Genomic DNA, 16533 nt, shown 5'->3' with positions numbered 1-16533 from the left:
TCAGCCGCCCAGGAGTTCACGGCGGTGCGCGGCGAAGAACTCCGCCAGGCCCACGGGTTCCCGCCCGAGCAGGGCCCGCGCGGCGCCGCCGTCGGGGACGTCGAACCAGCCCGCCCGCCGGAACGGGTCGTTCTCGCCCCAGGCGGCGGCCAGGGCCGTCGGCACACCGAGGGCGGTGAGCGCCCCGGCGACCTCCTCGTCGGCCACCGGCCGGTGCCGCACCGGGCGCCCGGTGGCCCCGGCGAGCGCGGCCGCCACCTCGGCGTCCGTCAGGCCCGGGCCGGTGAGGTCCAGGACGCGGCCGGGCGGTTCGCCCCTCCCCCCGGCCAGGCCGCCGTCTCCGGCCAGGAGCGCGGCGGCGGCCCGCGCGGTGTCCGGGCGGGTCACGTAGCCGACCCGCCCCGCGCCCGCGCCGCTCGGCAACTCGCCCGCCGCGACGGCCAGTCGGGCGAGGCCGGACAGCAGCAGCATCTCCGGCCACACGTTCACCCGCAGCACGGTGTGCGCGAGGCCGGAGTCGGTGAGCAGTGCCTCGGTGAGGCCGTGGTCCCGCGCCTCGGGGACGGGGTTGCCGGCCTCGGCCGCCCGGACGACCGAGGTGTAGACGACGTGCTCCACCCCGGCCGCCGCTGCCGCCGCGACGGCCGCCCGGTGCAGCGCGAGCCGCCCGGGTGTGCGGTCGGTGCTGACCAGCAGCAGCCGGCGGACCCCGTCGAAGGCGGCGGGCAGGGCGGACGGGTCGGCGAAGTCGGCGGCACGCCGACGGACGTGTGGCAGATCGGCGGCGGCCCGAGGGGTGCGGGAAAGGGCCACCACCTCGGCCGGATCGACGCGCTCCAGCAGGGCGGCGAGGGCGAGCCGGCCCAGTCGGCCGGAGGCCCCGGTGATGGCGAACATGTGAACTCCTCGGCTCGGCGCGGTGGTTGGTGCATCCCGGGGTCGATCATGGGCCGGGTGAACGGCCTGCCGAAAGAAGGAACATCCGTGTCCACTGCCGAACCCCCGCCGCTTCCGCCGCCCGACGGGCCCGTCCGCGCCGAGGACCGCCGCGCCTGCCCGGCGACGGCCGTCCTCCACCGCCTCGGGGACCGCTGGAGCGTCCTGCTGCTCAGCCTGCTCGCCGAACGGCCGTACGGGTACAACGAGTTGGACCGGGCGGTGGCCGACCTCAGCCGCCGGATGCTGACCCGCTGCCTGCGCGCCCTGGAGGAGGAGGGCTACGTCAGCCGTACGGCCCGTGGCGAGGCGCCCTACCGCGTCGAGTACGCGCTCACCACGCTCGGCCGCTCGCTGCACGAGGCGGTGGCGCACCTCGCCGCCGCCGTGGGGACGGCGGAGGCGCTCACGCCGGAACGGGCGCCCGCTCCGGGTCCCCGAGCAGCTTGACCAGGTCGTTGACGGCGGCCCGGCCCGCCCGGTTGGCGCCGATGGTGCTGGCGGACGGGCCGTAGCCGACCAGGTGCACCCGGAGGTCGGCGGTGGCGCGGGTGCCGGTCAGGGCGATGCCGCCGCCGGGGGAGCGCAGGCCGAGCGGGGCGAGGTGGCCGACCTCGGGGCGGAAGCCCGTCGCCCACACGATCGCGTCCACGGGCACCTCCTCCTCGCCCCAGACGGCGCCGTGCTCGGTGAGCCGGTCGAACATCGGGCGCCGGTGCAGCGCGCCCAGCTCCTCGGCCTGCCGGTAGGCGACGGAGGGGCCCAGGCCCGTCACGCTCACCACGCTGCGCACCGGCAGCCCCTGCCGGACGCGCTCCTCCACCTCGGCCACCACCGCGCGCCCGTACTCCGGGGTGAACGGCCCCTCGTGGTACACGGGTTCGGACCGGGTGGCCCAGACCGTCCCGCCCACCGCCGCCACCTCGGAGAGCACCTGGATCGCCGAGGCACCGCCGCCCACCACCAGCACGCGCCTGCCCGCGAACTCCTCGGGCCCCCGGTAGTCGGCGTAGTGCAGCTGGCGCCCGGCGAAGCGGCCCGGGTAGTGGGGCAGGAAGGGGCGCGTCCAGGTGCCGGTCGCGTTGATCAGCGCGCGGGTGGACCAGACGCCCCGGTCGGTCTCCACCAGCAGCCGCGCGTCGGGGTGCTCGGACTCGGCGCGCACGGCGTGCACCACGACGGGGCGCACGACCGGGAGCGCGTGCCGGGCCTCGTACGCCGCGAAGTACCCCGGCACGACCTCGCGCGCGGGCGCCCCGGGGTCGGGCGGCGGCAGTTCGGCGTCCGGGAGGTCGTGGAAGCCGTGCACGGTGGCCATCCGCAGCGAGGGCGAGCGGTGCGCCCAGGCCCCGCCGGGCGCCGCGCCCGCGTCCAGCACCACGAAGCCGCCGGTGCCCGGGCCCCCGCCGTCGCCCGGCCGGTACGGGGCGAAGCCGCGCCGGCGCAGGTGGTACGCGGCGGACAGGCCCGCCTGGCCGGCGCCGATCACGACGACGTCCACCGTGGCGACGTCCACCGTCGCGCCGGTGTCCCCGCCGCCGCCCGGCAAGGTCGTTGAACCTTGAACAGTCATATCGGGTCCAACGGCAGCGGCCCGGCGGATGTTCCCGCCGGGCCGCGCGGGGCCGTGCGCGTCGGGCGTGCCGGGCGTGCCGTGCGCGTCGGGCCCGGGGAGGGTCAGGCGGTGCGGGAGATCACCGCGGCCGTGCCGTAGGCGCAGACCTCGGTGCCCACGTCCGCCGCCTCCGTCACGTCGAAGCGCATCATCAGGACGGCGTTGCCACCGCGCGCCTTGGTCTGCTCGATCAGCCGCTGCATCGCCTCGTTGCGGCTCTCGACCAGGGTCTTCGTCAGACCGCGCAGCTCACCGCCGATCAGCGACTTGAGGCCCGCACCGATCTGGCTGCCGATGTGGCGGCTGCGCACCGTCAGGCCGAAGACCTCGCCGATGATGTGGTCGACCTTGTAGCCGGGGACGTCGTTGGTGGTCACGACCAGGACGTCTGCGTTCGGGTGCTGCCCGCCGCCGTACTCGTTGATGTCTGCCATGGGCCCCATCCTGCCCTGTGGCGTGCGTCCGGGTGACACCGGCACGGCCGGGCCGTGGCCGAGAAGCCTCCCGCGACCCCGTCCCGACCGGTGATCGGACGCCCGAAAGGCCGTACCGTAGCCCCATGGGCGAGCGAAGCGATCATCCACAGGGGCCGGGCGCGGCGGAGCACCCGGGCGACTCCGGCGACTCGGGCGCGCCCGAGGTCGAGGCGACGGTGGTGCTGGGCCTGCGGATCACCGACTGGCCGGCGCTGCGGGCCGCCGCGATCCGGGCCGTCGAGGACATGGACTTCGGCGGCGTCGACCCGGCCGGGCAGCGCCGCGAACTGCTGCGCGAGGTCTCCGAGGACGCCAACGCGGCGCTCGGCGCCCTGCTGCACCCGGACCGGCTGGTGGCGGCCGTCCCCGGCGTCGAGGCCACCGGCGGCACGCTGGAGATCAGCGTCACCGAGGACTTCACGCCGGACTTCGCCGAGCTCTTCCCGCTGGAGGGCGACGAGGAGGAGGGCGGCGCCGGAGCCGACTGGACCCTCACCCCGCGCACCGCCTGCCTGCTCCACGCCCAGCTCCTCGGCCTCGCCGACGCCGCGTACGACGACCTGGAGGAGCACGGCGACGACCCCGTCGCCGACGAGGACGACGCCGACTGGACGGTCTTCCCCCGCCTGCCCCGGCGCACCTGGACCCTCCACCGCTCCTGGCGCCGCGCCATGTCCCGGGCCTTCGACGACCTCGCCGACGACCTCGCCCTCGGCGAGTGGCCGCTCCCGCGCTGCCTCGCCGAGGAGATCGCCCTGCGGATGGCCCTGCTGGACGCCCGAGCCCTGCTCGGCGCCCAGCCCGAGTCCGTGGCCGACATGATGGGCGACCTCCCGGCCGACCTCTACGACTACGACTGGGACGGCTGCCACGACGAGCTCTTCGGCGTCTACGGCCCGGACGACGGGGACCCGGAGCTGGCCGCCGAGCAGCGCACCGAGGTGCTGCTCGCGGCGACGCACCCCGAGGGGTGGTTCCTGATGTACGAGGACGCGGAGGAGCGGGACCCGCAGCGCGGCTACCGGCGCTGACGGGCACACGGGCGGGCGGCCTCTGCGGCGGCTAGGCTGCCGGCATGTCCGAACCGTCCGAACCATCCGAACAGTCCGGAACGCAGGGGTCCGTGGAGGAGTCGGCGCAGGACGCGGCGCTCGCCCGGATCGGGCTCGGGCTGGACGCCGTACGGGCCGCGCAGGGCGGGCGCCCGGCCGAGGAGCGGGCCGGATTCGAGGCGCTGTGGGAGGCTCTCGGCGAGGGCGACGTGCTCCACCGCTGCGTGCTCGCGCACTACCTGGCGGACCTCCAGGACGACCCGCGCGAGGAACTGGAGTGGGACCGGCGCGCCCTGGCCGCCGCCGAGCGGGCCCGGACGTACGAGTCCGCCCTCCAGGTGCGGGCCTTCTACCCGTCGCTGCACCTCAACCTCGCCTCCGACCACCTCAAGCTCGGCGAGCCGGACCTCGCCCGGGAGCAGCTGGAACGGGCGGTGCGCAGCCTCGACGCCCTGCCCGGGGACGCCTACGGCGCGGGCATCCGCTCCGCCGTCGACGAGCTGCGCCGGCGTCTGCGCTGACGGCCGGGCGCCGGGGCGGGCCGGGGCGGGGGCGGCGCGGGTCGCGGGCCCTGGCATGCTGGTCGGGTGACCTCTGCGTTCGACACCCCCGCCCCCGACGCCCGCCCCGACTCCGGTTCCGACTCAGCTTCCGACGACCGCGACGAGCTGCCCCAGTACGTGCTGCCGCTCGTCGTCCGCCTGGAGAAGGCGACGCCGCCCGGGCGCACGGACGCGCTGGAGACCTCGGCGCGGGCGGTGCTGACCCTGCTCTCCGACCCCCGGGCGACGGAGGCGGACGGGGAGTGGGCGCAGCGGGTCGCGGCCTGGGAGGACGCCCGGATCCGCAAGGTGGTCCGCCGCGCCCGGGGCGGCGAGTGGCGCCGGGCGGGCGAGCTCCCCGGCCTCACGGTGACCGGGCGGGAGGCGGAGGTCCGCGTCTTCCCGCCGATCCCGCTGGACGGCTGGCCCAAGGACCTCGCCAAGCTGCAGGTCTCCGGCACGGACCTCGAGGAGACAGCCGACCCCGGCGCCCCCGACCCGGGCCTGCCCGTCCTGTGGCTCAACCCGGACCTGGAGATGAGCGCCGGCAAGACCATGGCCCAGACCGGCCACGCCGCCCAGCTCGCCTGGTGGCGTCTGGACGACGCCCGTCGCAAGGACTGGGCCGAGGCCGGCTTCCCCCTCGCGGTGCGCACGGCCGCCCCGGACCAGTGGGCGGACCTGCTCGCGAGCGACCTGCCCGTCGTCCACGACGCGGGCTTCACCGAGATCGCCCCCGGCCCGACCGTCGCCTTCGAGGGCGGCACGCGCTACTGCGACACCCCGGGCCTGCGGCGCGCGTGATGCCGGCCCGGGGCTGCGGACGGCCGATCGGCGCCCGCCTCCGGCCGCCTGAGCGACGGGGGAAGGCCGACGACCTACGCCTCGCCGCCCAGGTCGACGTCGGGTAGCGTCTCGCCGAACCGCTCCAGCGCCGCCTGGGGCCCGCAGCCGAAGGCGCGGCCGATGTACTCCCAGGTCATCATGCTGCTGCGGGCCTTGCGGCCGGCCAGCAGCGCGGTCGAACCGGCGGCGCGCTCGAACCGGGCGGCCGCACGGGCGGCGGCGTAGGGCCTGCTCTCCGTCAGGTCGCAGATCCGGTCAACCAAGGCCGCGACCAGGTCCTCGACCTCGCGCGGCACCACACCCTCGGCCAGGTCGACGTGCCACTCCCAGTCCGCGAACGGCCCGGTGGCCTCGCCCACCGCCTCGGTCGCCCGGTCGTCACCGAAGTCCAGCAGGTGCACCCGCTCACCCCGCCAGCCGCAGTGGCAACCACCGCGTACCGCAGCGGCCCGAGGACCGTCCGCACCGTTGTAGAGCCACCACGTGGTGCGCCCGTCCGGCAACGGCGCCGGCTCGCTGCCGTCCGCCAACATCGCCGCCGGGAAACCCCGGTGGCGCCCACTCTCGTCAACCCATGGCATGGCCGTGTCCCTCGCGTCCCTGGAGTGCGGCATCAGGTTCTCGGACTGTGACACGCTGTCAAGGCTCCGCGACAACCGGTGCGGCCCGCTGGGCCGGAAGCCGGTTCGCCGACCACCCGTCGCATCGGCCCCCTCCTGATCATGCCGATGACGCTGACGGCGCTGCCCACCGAGGGCGCGCCGCCGCGGGTCGTCCGCAGCGGCGCGCGCACCGGGTCGGTGCTACGGCGCGGTGCTACGGCGCGGTGACGCTCGGCCGGCCGCCCGCACCGAAGGCCCAGCCCTCCACGTCGCCGGGGGCCGGGTGGTAGCCGGCGGCGCCGAGTTCGCTGTAGGACCAGGCGCCGCCGGGGAAGCCCCCGTCGGCCTTCTGCTGCGCGGTGATCCAGGCCACCCCGGGGTGCACCGCGGCGGTGGCCGTCGGGTCGTTCGGCACGAGGGCCGGTGCCATCACGGCCATCGCGGTGCTGTCCACGTCCGTGCCGCCGCTCGCGGGGATCAGGCTCGGCCACCCGCGGCGGCGGTCTCCTGGCTTTCCAGGTAACTGACGGGCGCTGCCGCGCTCCTGGCGTTCCCGGCCCGCATTTCGGCCATGATGCCGAGCGCCCGCGAGAAGACCGACGGTGAGTTCATGGAGGCGCCCACGGCCGGGCAGTTGGTGTCCGGCGCCTTGCTGACCGCGGTGCAGACCGTCCCGTCGAGCCCGGCGATCAGGTCGTGGCCCCCGAACGCGCGAGGGTCGCGGCCGACCACCTGGGCGAGCAGGGCCTCATTGGCCATCGCGCCACCGCCGGCGTAGACGGTCCCGATCCCGGTGCAGTCGTCGGCGGTCGAGCCCGAGGCGTCCGCCTGGTGCCGGTCGAAGAAGTCGGCGATGCCGCGCGGTGCCGTGCCGTCGCCCCCGGTGGCCGCGAGCGCGAAGGCGCCGTCGACGGTCATCCCGAAGTCCGCGTAGGTGGGGAACTGCTCGTAGGAGTGGCCGCCGACCAGGTTCGCCGGGGCGAGGAGGTAGGCCGTGCCCCTGACCAGGTCCGGGCCGCCCGAGGCCGCGCGTTCTGCGGCCGTACCGGCCGTATCGGCCGGTGAGGTCCGGGCGTGGGTTCATCGGTGACTCCCTGTCGGCCGATGAAGGGCCGCTCGGACGGCGGGCCCACCCGTGCGCGGTGCCGGGCGTCCCGTCCGATCCGCGCCGCAGACCTCGACGGCGCCGGTGGTGAAGCGACTTCGGCGCAGGTGGTCCGACTCGTCCGCCGGTGGGCGGACCTACGGTTGCGGGTCAGTGCCGGAGTCTGACCGGCTTCCCCTGGACTGCGGAAGGTGTCCTCATTATTTCTTTGATCTGACCACAGCAACTGACCTCACGTCAACGAGCTCCCAGCAAACGGGAATTGCCGTTGACGCTCCAAGTTGGTTCGTGGTCTGATGCTCCAGTTCCACGCCCGAGCACGGGGAAAGCCGGTCGAACTCCGGCACTGACCCGCAACCGTAGGTCCGCCGCCAGGCGGACGAGTCGGACCACCTGTGCTCGTGTCCCACCCCCAGCAGACAGCCGTCGAGGACTGCGGCGCGCTCTGGAAGCCCGTCCGGCGAGTTCTGCGCGGTGTCGCTGCGCGCAGGGGTGCGCCGGGGTGAACGGGCCCATCGGCGTGGACGGTTCCGTCGGCGGTCTGCGGGGACTTCACGTACCCACCGACCCCTGGAGCCTCCGTGTCCCAGCTTCTGCCGCCTCGGCCACGCCGACGGCGCAGCCGCCTACTCGCCCTGTTGGCGGCCCTCGTCACCTTCGTCAGCCTGGTCGGCATGACGGCCCCGTCCTTCGCCGACACGGGGACCGGCACCGGCGCGACCGGCACGGCGGGCCTCTTCGTGCCCGCCAACGGCCGCCTCGGCTCGACCGTCCTGCCGCCGGCCTCCTGGCGCTCCTTCCCCGTGCTCGGCCAACTCGGCATACCGACCTCGGGTGTCTCGGCGGTCAGCGTGACCCTGAACGTGGCGGCCGGCCCGGAGACCGACATCTACGCGGCACCGGACGACCCGGCCCATCCCTCGTTCCTGGCCGTGCACTACCAGGGCTTCGGCACCACGTCGAACAGCGCGGTGGTCGCGGTCGGGGCCAACGGGAGCATCTCGCTGGAGACCGTGGCACCGAACGTCGTCGTCTTCGTCGACCTCCAGGGCTACTACACCAGCGGCACCACCACGGCCCCGGGCGGCTACGTGCCGGTCACCCCGTACATCGCGGCCAACACCATGACCGGCGGAACCGGCCTGCCGCCGATCCCGCTCAATCCCAACCAGACCAGTGTGGTGAACGTCCCGAAGCTCCCCACCCCGGTGTCGGCGATCTTCGCGAACATCTACGTCAACCCGACCCGCCCCGGCGGGAGCGGATGGTTCACGCCCTACCCGGACGGTGGCACCAAGCCCGACAACCAGATCGCCTTCAGCGAGTCCCGCCCGGTCTCCATGGGCACGATCATCAGCGTCAACAACCAGACCGGGAAGTTCGACCTGTACTACGGCGGCGGCACGGGCGCCGTCCAGATCAACGTGATGATCCAGGTGCTGGGCTACTTCACCCCGACGGCGACCCTCGGCGCGTTCACGCCCGCCGCCGGTTCGATCTACGACAGCAAGGGCGCCACCATCGCGGCCGGGGCCACCGTCAAGGTGCCGGTCGCGGGCATCGGCGGCGCCCCGGCGGTCGGCAACAGCCTGCTGGCCGCGGCGCTGAACTTCCGGGTGAGCTCGGCGGCCTCCGGCAGCCTGGCCGTCGGCGCCTCCGACCGGCCGCTGCCGCTGGGCGCCGCCGCCAGCTTCAGCGGCGGGGACCAGGCCTACTCCACGCTGTCGAACGTGCCGATCAGCGGTGACGGCAGCATCAACGTCAAGAACAACGGCACCTCGCCGATCAACCTCCTGGTGGACCTCGAAGGCTGGTACACCGGGACCCGGCTGCCGATCTCGGTCGATCCGGACGGCACGATCCGCTACAACAACGTCTTCGCCTACGGGCTGAACATGCCGGACCTCACCACGGTCGCGGAGTCCGGCGCCATGCAGTCCGACGGCACCTGCCTCTTCTCCAGCTCCTCGGCCGCCGTGGAGAACTCCGGCGACGTCTACAACGAGGTCGCCACCTACAACCCGACGACCTGCCAGCGCACGCTCGTCCACGGCTCGCTGTCGGCGGACGCCATCGCCACCCTGACCCCGGCCGTGACCGGCGGCACCACCCCGACCCCGGTCCCGGCAACCGTCCAGCAGCTGCCGCCCGGGCCCGCCCCGGCAGTTGCCGCGGCGGCTGCCCCCTCGCTGGCTGCCCCCTCGCCGGCGGGGGGCGTGCCCAACACGGCCTACATCCAGGCGTACGACAAGTCGGCCTACATCGACCCGCTCTTCATCACGATCACCTCACTGTCCGTCAACCTCACCTACGCCCGCGGGCAGGGCTTCATCCTCGGTTCCGGCTACTCCGGCTACGCCTACGACTACGCGTTCAAGTACGACGGCTGGTCGAAGAGCGGGCTGCAGAACAACAACCTCGGGGTCAGCTCGACCTGGGTCAACTACAGCGTCAACGAGACGTTCCGCAATGACGACTTCGAGGAGATTCTGATCCGCATCTTCGGCGTCGCGGCCGTCGCGGCCTGTGGCTTCGACACCTCCACCGCCGTCTTCTACCTCAACCCGCGCGTCACCGGCAACGCCGACGGCACTTACACCTGGGGGCACAACAACAGTGTCAAGGGAGGCTGCAGCAACCTTGTCCACTTCCACAACTGGCACGACTACGGCCACAGCAACTAACGCCGTACGGTCCGCCCTGCGCCGAGCCCTGCTGGGGCCCACCGTGGCACTGAGCCTGCTCGGCGCGCTCACCGGCTGCTCCGGCTCCGACGCCGGCTCGTCCGTCCGCCACGGCGACGCCGGCTCGGTGGCCGTCGCGTACACCGACCGCCTGTTCAACGGCCGGAGCAAGGAGGCCGAGCCCCTGGTCGACCCGACCGCGCTCGGCGCCTTCCGGGTGATCGCGGCAGAGATGTCGGCGGGGGCCACCCAGGCCCGGGACCTGCGGGTCGCCGCGGTCGTGGCGAACGGCAAGCGCGCGACGGTGACCCTCTCCGGCACGCTCTGCGTCGACCGGAGCCCGTCCAGGACCGCCGGCGCGTCGCCTGACAGCGCGCACTGCAGGACCCGCAAGGCGGACTCCGCTCCCGACCCGGCCTTCGTGGTGAAGCTGGTCCAGGAGGGCTCCGCCTGGCAGGTGTACTACCCGTCGTGAGACGAGGGCGGTTCGCGGTACGCAGGGGCATCCTCGCGTACCGCGAGCCGCCCTTCGGCGTTTCGGCACTTCGGCACTTCGGCACTTCGGCACCTCGGCTCTTCGGTGGCAGGTGGCAGGTGGCAGGTGGCAGAGATGGGGTGTCGGCCTGTTCGGAAGGGCGGAGAACGTTGCCCGTCGTGTCGTCGGGGTCTCGCCGGATCTCACCGGATCTCAATCGTGTGCACCGCCGTGTCCGCGGGGCGGGGGCGCGTTGACGGTCGCGGTCCCGCGCGGCTAGCTTCCACGGCATGCAGCAGCGCCCCATCGCCCTGACGACCCGCGGTCACATCGACCTCCTGCGGGTCTGTTCCGCTGCCTGTCGCGCCCGCTGAGCGCCTCCGCCTTCCGCGAGTCCCGCCCCGTCCGACCGCGCCCGCTCCGCCGGGCTGGGGCATTCCTGCGCGGCGTCAACCCGCCCTCGTGCGGCCGTGGTTGACGTCCCTCTCGCTGCGCCCTTCCCTGCGCCCGGCCCGTCCGCCACCACTCCTGATCCGCTTCGGATCCCACGTGAGGATCGCCATGCGAAAGAGCTTCCTGACCCTTCGGATGCTGGCCGTCACGGTCGTCGCCGCCCTCGCCGGCACGCTGCCGGCGGGCGCCGCGGCGGCGGAGCCGGGCGGCCCGGCACTGCCGCCGCTACCGCCGCTGACCGTCCTCGCCGACGAGCCGGGGGCCGGCGACGGGGACATCTTCGTCTCGCCGAACTCCACCACCGGCCAGTACGCCAGCGGCGTCGAGATCCTCAGCCCCGACGGCGGGGAGGTCGTCTGGTCGCACGCCGTTCCGGCGGGCCAGGAGGCCGCCGACTTCCGGAAGCAGACCTACCGGGGAAAGCCGGTGCTGACCTGGTGGGAGGGCACCGGCCTCGGCGGGCTCGCCAGCGGCGTCAACTACGTCTACGACGACCAGTACCGGAAGATCGCCGAGGTCAAGGCCGGGAACGGCTACTCCGCCGACGGCCACGAGTTCCTGATCACGCCCCGCGACACCGCGCTCGTCCTCGCCTATGCCGAGGCCACCGCCGACCTCACCTCCATCGGCGGTCCGGCGAACCAGAAGGTGATCAACGGAATCGTGCAGGAGATCGACATCCGTACGGGCAGGGTCCTGTTCGAGTGGAACAGCGCCGACCACGTGCCGTACGGGCAGAGCGAGCAGCCGCTGCCCGCCTCGGCGGGCACGCCGTGGGACTGGTTCCACATCAACGCCGTCAAGCCGGACGGCAGGGGGAGGCTGCTCGTCGACGCGCGCAACACGTGGACCACGTACGAGGTGTCGCAGCGCACCGGCGAGATCCTGTGGCAACTCGGCGGCAAGGCGAGCTCGTTCAAGCTGACCGCCGGGCCGGGCCAGGTGCTGAACGACGCCGGGAAGATCTTCGCCTGGCAGCACGACCCGCAGCCGCTCGGGAACGGCCTGTACACCGTCTTCGACAACGAGGCCGCGGGCAGGGCGAACACCGGGACCGGAGTGGTCTCGCAGCTGCCGTACAGCCGGGTGGTCACCGTGCGCCTGGACTTCAGGACGCACGAGGCGACCCTGGTGGACTCCGTCGACCAGCCCGACGAGCTCAGCGCCTCCTCGCAGGGCAACGCGCAGACGCTGCGCAACGGCGACCTCGTCGTCGGCTGGGGATCGCAGCCCTACGTCTCCGAGTTCAGCCGCTCCGGTGACCTGCTGTTCAACGCCCGCTTCCCCGACGGCGTGAACAGCTACCGGGCCTACCGGTTCGACTGGAAGTGAGAGACGGCGAACGGATGACAGATTTCATCATCTGTCATCCGTTCGCCGTTATCTGTTATCTGTTTTCTGTCTGCTGTTCATCTGCCCCGTCTCAGTGAAGCTGGGCCAGTCTCAGCCGATCTGCACCAAGTGGCCACGTGTCTCAGTCAACCTCGGCCAAGTTTTGATCTGTCTCAGTCTTCCTGACCTGGAGCTCTAGCCTGTCCTCCACGGTCCCTCTGCCAGGTCAGCGCCGAGCAGAGGGTGGCTGGTGGAGGCGGGAGACTTCTGCCTGGAGTACGCCGATCCGCGCGGGAAGATGCGTCGCGGGCCGCTTGAGGTGATGTGGCCGGCCGCTGGCTGCGTTACGCCCTCGTCAACCTGGTCAAACGGATGGACGCTCACCTCTCGCGAACCGCCGAAGCAGCCGACGTCGAGCCAGAAGCGCCCCTCACCTCAGAACCGGGCGGTTGGCGAAGGTGTATTCGTTCGCAACGTTGAACACGCAGGCGCAGGTCGGGCACTCCGCATCGCCGAAAAGATGGGCGATCCCATCAGAGAGCAGGTCTTTCCCGTCGCGGACGGCGATCCCATGCATCCACCGGCCAATGCCGGAAAGATCATCCGGGGACCCCGGTCGCAGGTCACGCCGGTTCACGTCTCCCAGATTCCAGTCCCGGACCGCCGAGTAACGCCCGTATCCACCGATGGCGATCGTCACCTCCACAGCACAGTGGGGGCAGTCCACAAGGTAGAAGTCGTCGGTGAAGTCCCCCAAGACAGCCGCCCAATGGAACTGCTCCTCGGTTGCGAGCAGCGCACGGAAGGTTGCGAGGTAGTCGGCCGGCCGCGATCGGAGGTGCCTGTCCAGCAGCTCCCGAAACTCTGAGGCCGCGTCCGCGCAGTCCACGAACAGGTCGTCGTAGCCGTGTTGTCCCGCCGCACGTTCGAGGATCTCGCCGGCCAGCCGACGCGCCGACGCATTGCCCGACGCGAGGCGTACAAGGCGCGGCAGCGCAACGAAGCTGGCAGCCGACACCAAGTCATGTTCGAGGATCAGCCGGTATCCCAGTTCCTCCCACGCATCGGCATCGTCCTCACCCCCCTCCACGCGCTCCAGGAGCACGGGAACGCGATCGGTGTCGAAGTGACAGTCGTACACATCTGCCCAGTTGGCCATCCGGGCATTGAATCGCACCACCGAACGTGAGGCCCAGGGCCCTCAGGTATCACGTTGAGTGAGACGACGACCGATGCCGCGTCTCACTCAATCTGAACCATCGCTGGTCACAGCCTTACCGTGATTCACCTTCACTGAGACAGGACATCGCCGTTCGTTGTTCGCCGTTCGTCGTCAGGCGATCTCGCGGCGGCGGATCGCGCGCAGGCCGCCGTACACCGCTGCGGCCGTCCACAGGGCCATGATCAGCAGGCCGGTCCAGTGGCCGTAGTGGATGTCCGGGTCCGCCTGGAGGTGGGTCGCGTACAGGCCCGCGCGGTCGGGGAGGAACTGTCCCACTTCGCGCACGCCGGGGATCGCGGCCAGCCAGGTGGTGCCGAGGAAGACCATGGGGGCGATCATGCCGAGGGCGGCGCTGAAGTTGCCCAGCACGGCGGTCAGTCCGAGGCAGAGCAGGACCAGCAGCGGGTGGTAGAGCGCGCCCGCGACGAAGCTGCGCGCCAGGCCCGGAGTGGACAGGTCCAGGCCGGCGGTGGAGGCGACGGCGAGGAAGCAGCCGGTGGCGGTGGCCAGGCCGAGCAGCAGGCCCACGCCGGCGCCGAGGGCGAGCTTGGCGCCGTACAGCCGGGCGCGGCGGGGGACGGCGGTCAGCGAGGTGCCGATCATCCGGGTGTTGAACTCCTGGCCGATCAGCAGGATTCCGAGGCAGGCCACCGCGACGTGGCCGAACAGCAGGCCGTAGTAGACCGCCAGCCCCGGGTCCGCGTCGAAGGAGCGGCCGTCGCCCCTGTACGAGGCGTTCACGGCGGTGGTGATGCCCACGGTCAGGGTCAGCGCGACCAGCGGCGCCGCCCACTGCGAGGGCAGGGTGGTGAACTTGATCCGTTCGGCGCGCAGGGCGTCGGCGGTCGGACGCATGTCGGTGCTCCCGGTTCTAGGCTCGGACGGCCGCGTCGGCGGCCCGGTACTCGACGCTGTCGGCGGTCATCCGCATGAAGGCCTCCTCCAACGAGTCCTGCTGGACGGCGATTTCGTACAGCACCACGCCGTGCTCGGCGGCGAGCGCCGCGATCCGCTCGGGCGGCGCGCCCGTCACCTCCCAGGCGCCGTCCTCGGCAGGGGCGGCCTCCAGGCCGTGGCCGGCGCGGCCGGCGCTGCCGAACAGAGCCGCCAACTTGCCCCGGTCGACGGCGCGTACGCGCACGCGGGTGCGGCCGTGACGGTCGAGGAACTCCGAGGTGCCCGCGTCCGCGAGCAGCCGGCCGCGTCCGATGACCACCAAGTGGTCGGCGGTGAGCGCCATTTCGGTCATCAGGTGGGAGGAGACGAGCACCGACCTTCCCTCGGCGGCGAGTTGGCGCAGCAGGGTGCGGATCCAGCGGATGCCCTCCGGGTCCAGGCCGTTGACCGGCTCGTCCAGCAGCAGCGCCGGCGGGTCGCCGAGCAGGGCCGCGGCCACCCCGAGGCGCTGGCGCATGCCGAGGGAGAAGCCGCGTACGCGACGCCCGGCGGCGTCCGTCAGGCCGACCTGGTCGAGCACCTCGCCGACCCGGCGCTCCGGCAGGCCGTTGCTCGCGGCCAGCCAGCGCAGGTGGCCGCGCGCCGTCCGCCCGCCGTGCAGGGCGTGGGCGTCCAGCAGGGATCCCACCCGCCGTAGCGGGTGGTCGAGTTCGGCGTACGGGCGGCCGTCGACCAGGGCGTGCCCGGCGGTGGGCCGGTCGAGGCCGAGGAGCAGGCGCAGGGTGGTGCTCTTGCCGGCGCCGTTCGGGCCGAGGAAGCCGGTCACCAGGCCCGGCCGGACGTCGAAGGACAGGTCGTCGACGACGCGCCGCCCGTCGTACGCCTTGGTCAGACCCCGGATCTCGATCACACTCGCACTCCTTCGCACTCGCCCCGTCGTCCGTCGGTGACAGTCCACCGGAGCCGGCCGGGCACGCGGATCCCGCCGGGGCGGGGACCGGCCTCCCTCTCGGGAGGGAGCCGCGAGGGGCCGCTGAGCTGGCAGGATGGGTCGCATGCCCAGGATCATCGCGCCGCTGCTGGCCGGCGCCACGTACGCGCGACTGCTGCACCTGCTGGTCGGCTGGATCTTCGCGGGCGTGGTGCTGATGGTCTACCCCGGCACGTACCGCAAGGGGATCGGGGAGATCCTCACGGCGAGCATCGCGGTGGACGTCCTGCTGCTCGCCCTGGTCGCGCTGGTGCCGGCGGCGCGGCGGGCGGAGGGGGTGCAGGCGCGGCTGCTGCTCGTCCCCGAGCGCGAGGAGGACATCGCGACGGAGCCGTCCCGGAGTTGGGCGGACCGGCGGCGCACGGCGGGCTGGCTGATCGGGCGGGTGGTGCTCGGCTCGGCGGTCGGCTTCGGGCTGGCCTTCGGCCTGCCCGCCGGGTACGAGCTGCTGACCGGGGCCGGCGGGTGGTGGCGGCTGCCGTTCGCCCCGCTGGTGCTGCTCGGCTGCGGCTGGCTGGTCATCGCGGCCGGGCACCTCCAACTCGCCATGGCCGTCACCCTGTTGGGCCCGTCCCCGGCCGAGCGGCTGGCGGAGGCGGAGCTGCGCGCCGAACGGCTGCTGGAGCGCAACCGGCTGGCCCGCGAGCTGCACGACTCCATCGGCCACGCCCTGACGGTCACGGTCGTCCAGGCCGGGGCGGCGCGCGAGGTCGGCGATCCGGCGTTCGCCGCCCGGGCGCTCGAAGTCATCGAGGAGACCGGGCGCCGGGCCATGGAGGACCTCGAACGCACCCTCGTCCTGCTGCGCGAGACCCCGCCCGACGCGGGCGGCGCGGCCACCGAGCGGCCCGGCCTCGGGCAGCTGCCCGCGCTCTTCGACACTGCCCGCGCCGCCGGGAGCCCCGTCGACGCGCGGATCGAGGTCGCCGAGGGCGCGCTGCCAGGGCTGCTCTCCCGCGAGTCCTACCGGATCGTGCAGGAGGGTGTCACCAACGCGCTCAAGTACGCGCCGGGGGAGCCCGTCGAGGTCCGGATCGCCGTCAGGGAAGGGTGGTTGGAGCTGCTCTGCTCCAACCGGCTTCCGGGCGGTGGAAGTTCGGCGAGAGCGCACGGCAACTCCGGTGCGGGCAAGGGCGGCAAGGGGCTGCGCGGCATCCGCGAGCGCGCCACCCTGCTCGGCGGGCGCGCCGCGGCCGGGCCCCGCGCCGAGGACGGCGGGCGGTGGGTGCTCGACGTGAGCCTGCCGCTGCGCCTGGGCTCATGACCGCCGACCACGACCGGACCGACCGGAGGGGAGACCACACC

Annotated in this window: 17 protein-coding genes and 2 riboswitches; of the genes, 8 read left to right on the top strand and 9 right to left on the bottom strand. The window is 73.2% G+C overall.

Going from position 1 to position 16533, the window contains the following annotated elements:
- The gene (locus tag ACIRRS_RS02635; RefSeq protein ID WP_402963840.1) at positions 1–897 is read right to left on the bottom strand and encodes an NAD(P)H-binding protein; all 897 of its coding nucleotides are present in this window, start codon (positions 895–897) and stop codon (positions 1–3) included.
- 87 nt (positions 898–984) lie between these two features.
- Here ACIRRS_RS02635 and ACIRRS_RS02630 point away from each other — a divergent pair, with 87 nt between their 5' ends.
- Entirely contained in the window at positions 985–1386 is a 402-nt protein-coding gene (locus ACIRRS_RS02630) for a winged helix-turn-helix transcriptional regulator (RefSeq protein ID WP_402963838.1), read from the top strand.
- On the opposite strand, the gene ACIRRS_RS02625 is transcribed toward ACIRRS_RS02630, so the two are convergent.
- Both ACIRRS_RS02625 and ACIRRS_RS02620 read right to left on the bottom strand, forming a co-directional pair.
- Entirely contained in the window at positions 1343–2485 is a 1143-nt protein-coding gene (locus tag ACIRRS_RS02625) for an NAD(P)-binding domain-containing protein (protein ID WP_402963835.1), read from the bottom strand. The two genes, ACIRRS_RS02630 and ACIRRS_RS02625, sit on opposite strands and share 44 nt — an antisense overlap.
- A gap of 128 nt (positions 2486–2613) precedes the next feature.
- Positions 2614–2985 (bottom strand): YbjQ family protein, encoded by a 372-nt coding sequence (locus ACIRRS_RS02620; protein WP_031065077.1) that lies wholly within the window; start codon positions 2983–2985, stop codon positions 2614–2616.
- Positions 2986–3110: 125 nt separating this feature from the next.
- Here ACIRRS_RS02620 and ACIRRS_RS02615 point away from each other — a divergent pair, with 125 nt between their 5' ends.
- The 3 genes from ACIRRS_RS02615 to ACIRRS_RS02605 all read left to right on the top strand — a co-directional run bounded on the left by ACIRRS_RS02615 (position 3111) and on the right by ACIRRS_RS02605 (position 5425).
- Positions 3111–4058, top strand: a complete 948-nt coding sequence (locus ACIRRS_RS02615; RefSeq protein WP_402963832.1) for a hypothetical protein — start codon at positions 3111–3113, stop codon at positions 4056–4058.
- A 44-nt stretch (positions 4059–4102) separates the two neighbouring features.
- Positions 4103–4600, top strand: coding sequence for a hypothetical protein (locus tag ACIRRS_RS02610; RefSeq protein WP_402963829.1), 498 nt, complete (start codon positions 4103–4105; stop codon positions 4598–4600).
- A 66-nt stretch (positions 4601–4666) separates the two neighbouring features.
- Positions 4667–5425: a peptidyl-tRNA hydrolase gene (locus ACIRRS_RS02605; protein ID WP_402963826.1), complete on the top strand. Its 759-nt coding sequence runs from the start codon at positions 4667–4669 to the stop codon at positions 5423–5425.
- 74 nt (positions 5426–5499) lie between these two features.
- Here the strand turns inward: ACIRRS_RS02605 and ACIRRS_RS02600 are convergent, their stop codons facing one another.
- The 3 genes from ACIRRS_RS02600 to ACIRRS_RS02590 all read right to left on the bottom strand — a co-directional run bounded on the left by ACIRRS_RS02600 (position 5500) and on the right by ACIRRS_RS02590 (position 6987).
- Entirely contained in the window at positions 5500–5868 is a 369-nt protein-coding gene (locus tag ACIRRS_RS02600) for a hypothetical protein (RefSeq protein ID WP_402963823.1), read from the bottom strand.
- Between the two features lie 415 nt (positions 5869–6283).
- Positions 6284–6523: a hypothetical protein gene (locus ACIRRS_RS02595; RefSeq protein ID WP_402963820.1), complete on the bottom strand. Its 240-nt coding sequence runs from the start codon at positions 6521–6523 to the stop codon at positions 6284–6286.
- 23 nt (positions 6524–6546) lie between these two features.
- Positions 6547–6987 (bottom strand): hypothetical protein, encoded by a 441-nt coding sequence (locus ACIRRS_RS02590; RefSeq protein ID WP_402963817.1) that lies wholly within the window; start codon positions 6985–6987, stop codon positions 6547–6549.
- 271 nt (positions 6988–7258) lie between these two features.
- A riboswitch (cobalamin riboswitch) is annotated at positions 7259–7392 on the bottom strand.
- Positions 7393–7439: 47 nt separating this feature from the next.
- Positions 7440–7586: riboswitch (cobalamin riboswitch) on the top strand.
- A gap of 226 nt (positions 7587–7812) precedes the next feature.
- Here ACIRRS_RS02590 and ACIRRS_RS02585 point away from each other — a divergent pair.
- From ACIRRS_RS02585 to ACIRRS_RS02575, 3 genes are all read left to right on the top strand, one after another.
- Positions 7813–9858, top strand: a complete 2046-nt coding sequence (locus ACIRRS_RS02585) for a hypothetical protein (protein WP_402963814.1) — start codon at positions 7813–7815, stop codon at positions 9856–9858.
- Between the two features lie 43 nt (positions 9859–9901).
- The gene (locus ACIRRS_RS02580; protein WP_402963811.1) at positions 9902–10333 is read left to right on the top strand and encodes a hypothetical protein; all 432 of its coding nucleotides are present in this window, start codon (positions 9902–9904) and stop codon (positions 10331–10333) included.
- A 561-nt stretch (positions 10334–10894) separates the two neighbouring features.
- The gene (locus tag ACIRRS_RS02575) at positions 10895–12118 is read left to right on the top strand and encodes an arylsulfotransferase family protein (RefSeq protein ID WP_402963808.1); all 1224 of its coding nucleotides are present in this window, start codon (positions 10895–10897) and stop codon (positions 12116–12118) included.
- A gap of 430 nt (positions 12119–12548) precedes the next feature.
- Here the strand turns inward: ACIRRS_RS02575 and ACIRRS_RS02570 are convergent, their stop codons facing one another.
- The 3 genes from ACIRRS_RS02570 to ACIRRS_RS02560 form a co-directional block, all read right to left on the bottom strand.
- Positions 12549–13277, bottom strand: coding sequence for a hypothetical protein (locus ACIRRS_RS02570; protein WP_402963805.1), 729 nt, complete (start codon positions 13275–13277; stop codon positions 12549–12551).
- A gap of 174 nt (positions 13278–13451) precedes the next feature.
- The gene (locus tag ACIRRS_RS02565; protein WP_402963802.1) at positions 13452–14195 is read right to left on the bottom strand and encodes a hypothetical protein; all 744 of its coding nucleotides are present in this window, start codon (positions 14193–14195) and stop codon (positions 13452–13454) included.
- 16 nt (positions 14196–14211) lie between these two features.
- On the bottom strand, positions 14212–15147 hold the full coding sequence (locus ACIRRS_RS02560) for an ABC transporter ATP-binding protein (RefSeq protein ID WP_402963799.1): 936 nt from the start codon (positions 15145–15147) through the stop codon (positions 14212–14214).
- A gap of 145 nt (positions 15148–15292) precedes the next feature.
- On the opposite strand from ACIRRS_RS02560, the gene ACIRRS_RS02555 reads away from it, so the two are divergent.
- Positions 15293–16492 (top strand): sensor histidine kinase, encoded by a 1200-nt coding sequence (locus ACIRRS_RS02555; protein WP_402963796.1) that lies wholly within the window; start codon positions 15293–15295, stop codon positions 16490–16492.
- Positions 16493–16533 lie beyond the last annotated feature (41 nt).

This window comes from Kitasatospora sp. NPDC101183, assembly GCF_044767945.1.
Lineage (GTDB): Bacteria > Actinomycetota > Actinomycetes > Streptomycetales > Streptomycetaceae > Kitasatospora.
Note: the sequence above shows the minus strand (reverse complement) of the source record. Positions and strands in the feature narration are given on the sequence as shown.

Bases quoted from the DNA above. Each gene is read 5' to 3' on its own strand.
- ACIRRS_RS02635 (WP_402963840.1), bottom strand. From the start codon at position 897: ATGTTCGCCATCACCGGGGCCTCCGGCCGACTGGGCCGGCTCGCCCTC.
- ACIRRS_RS02620 (WP_031065077.1), bottom strand. From the start codon at position 2,985: ATGGCAGACATCAACGAGTACGGCGGCGGGCAGCACCCGAACGCAGAC.
- ACIRRS_RS02615 (WP_402963832.1), top strand. From the start codon at position 3,111: ATGGGCGAGCGAAGCGATCATCCACAGGGGCCGGGCGCGGCGGAGCAC.
- ACIRRS_RS02610 (WP_402963829.1), top strand. From the start codon at position 4,103: ATGTCCGAACCGTCCGAACCATCCGAACAGTCCGGAACGCAGGGGTCC.
- ACIRRS_RS02590 (WP_402963817.1), bottom strand. From the start codon at position 6,987: ATGACCGTCGACGGCGCCTTCGCGCTCGCGGCCACCGGGGGCGACGGC.
- ACIRRS_RS02575 (WP_402963808.1), top strand. From the start codon at position 10,895: ATGCGAAAGAGCTTCCTGACCCTTCGGATGCTGGCCGTCACGGTCGTC.
- ACIRRS_RS02570 (WP_402963805.1), bottom strand. From the start codon at position 13,277: ATGGCCAACTGGGCAGATGTGTACGACTGTCACTTCGACACCGATCGC.
- ACIRRS_RS02565 (WP_402963802.1), bottom strand. From the start codon at position 14,195: ATGCGTCCGACCGCCGACGCCCTGCGCGCCGAACGGATCAAGTTCACC.
- ACIRRS_RS02555 (WP_402963796.1), top strand. From the start codon at position 15,293: ATGCCCAGGATCATCGCGCCGCTGCTGGCCGGCGCCACGTACGCGCGA.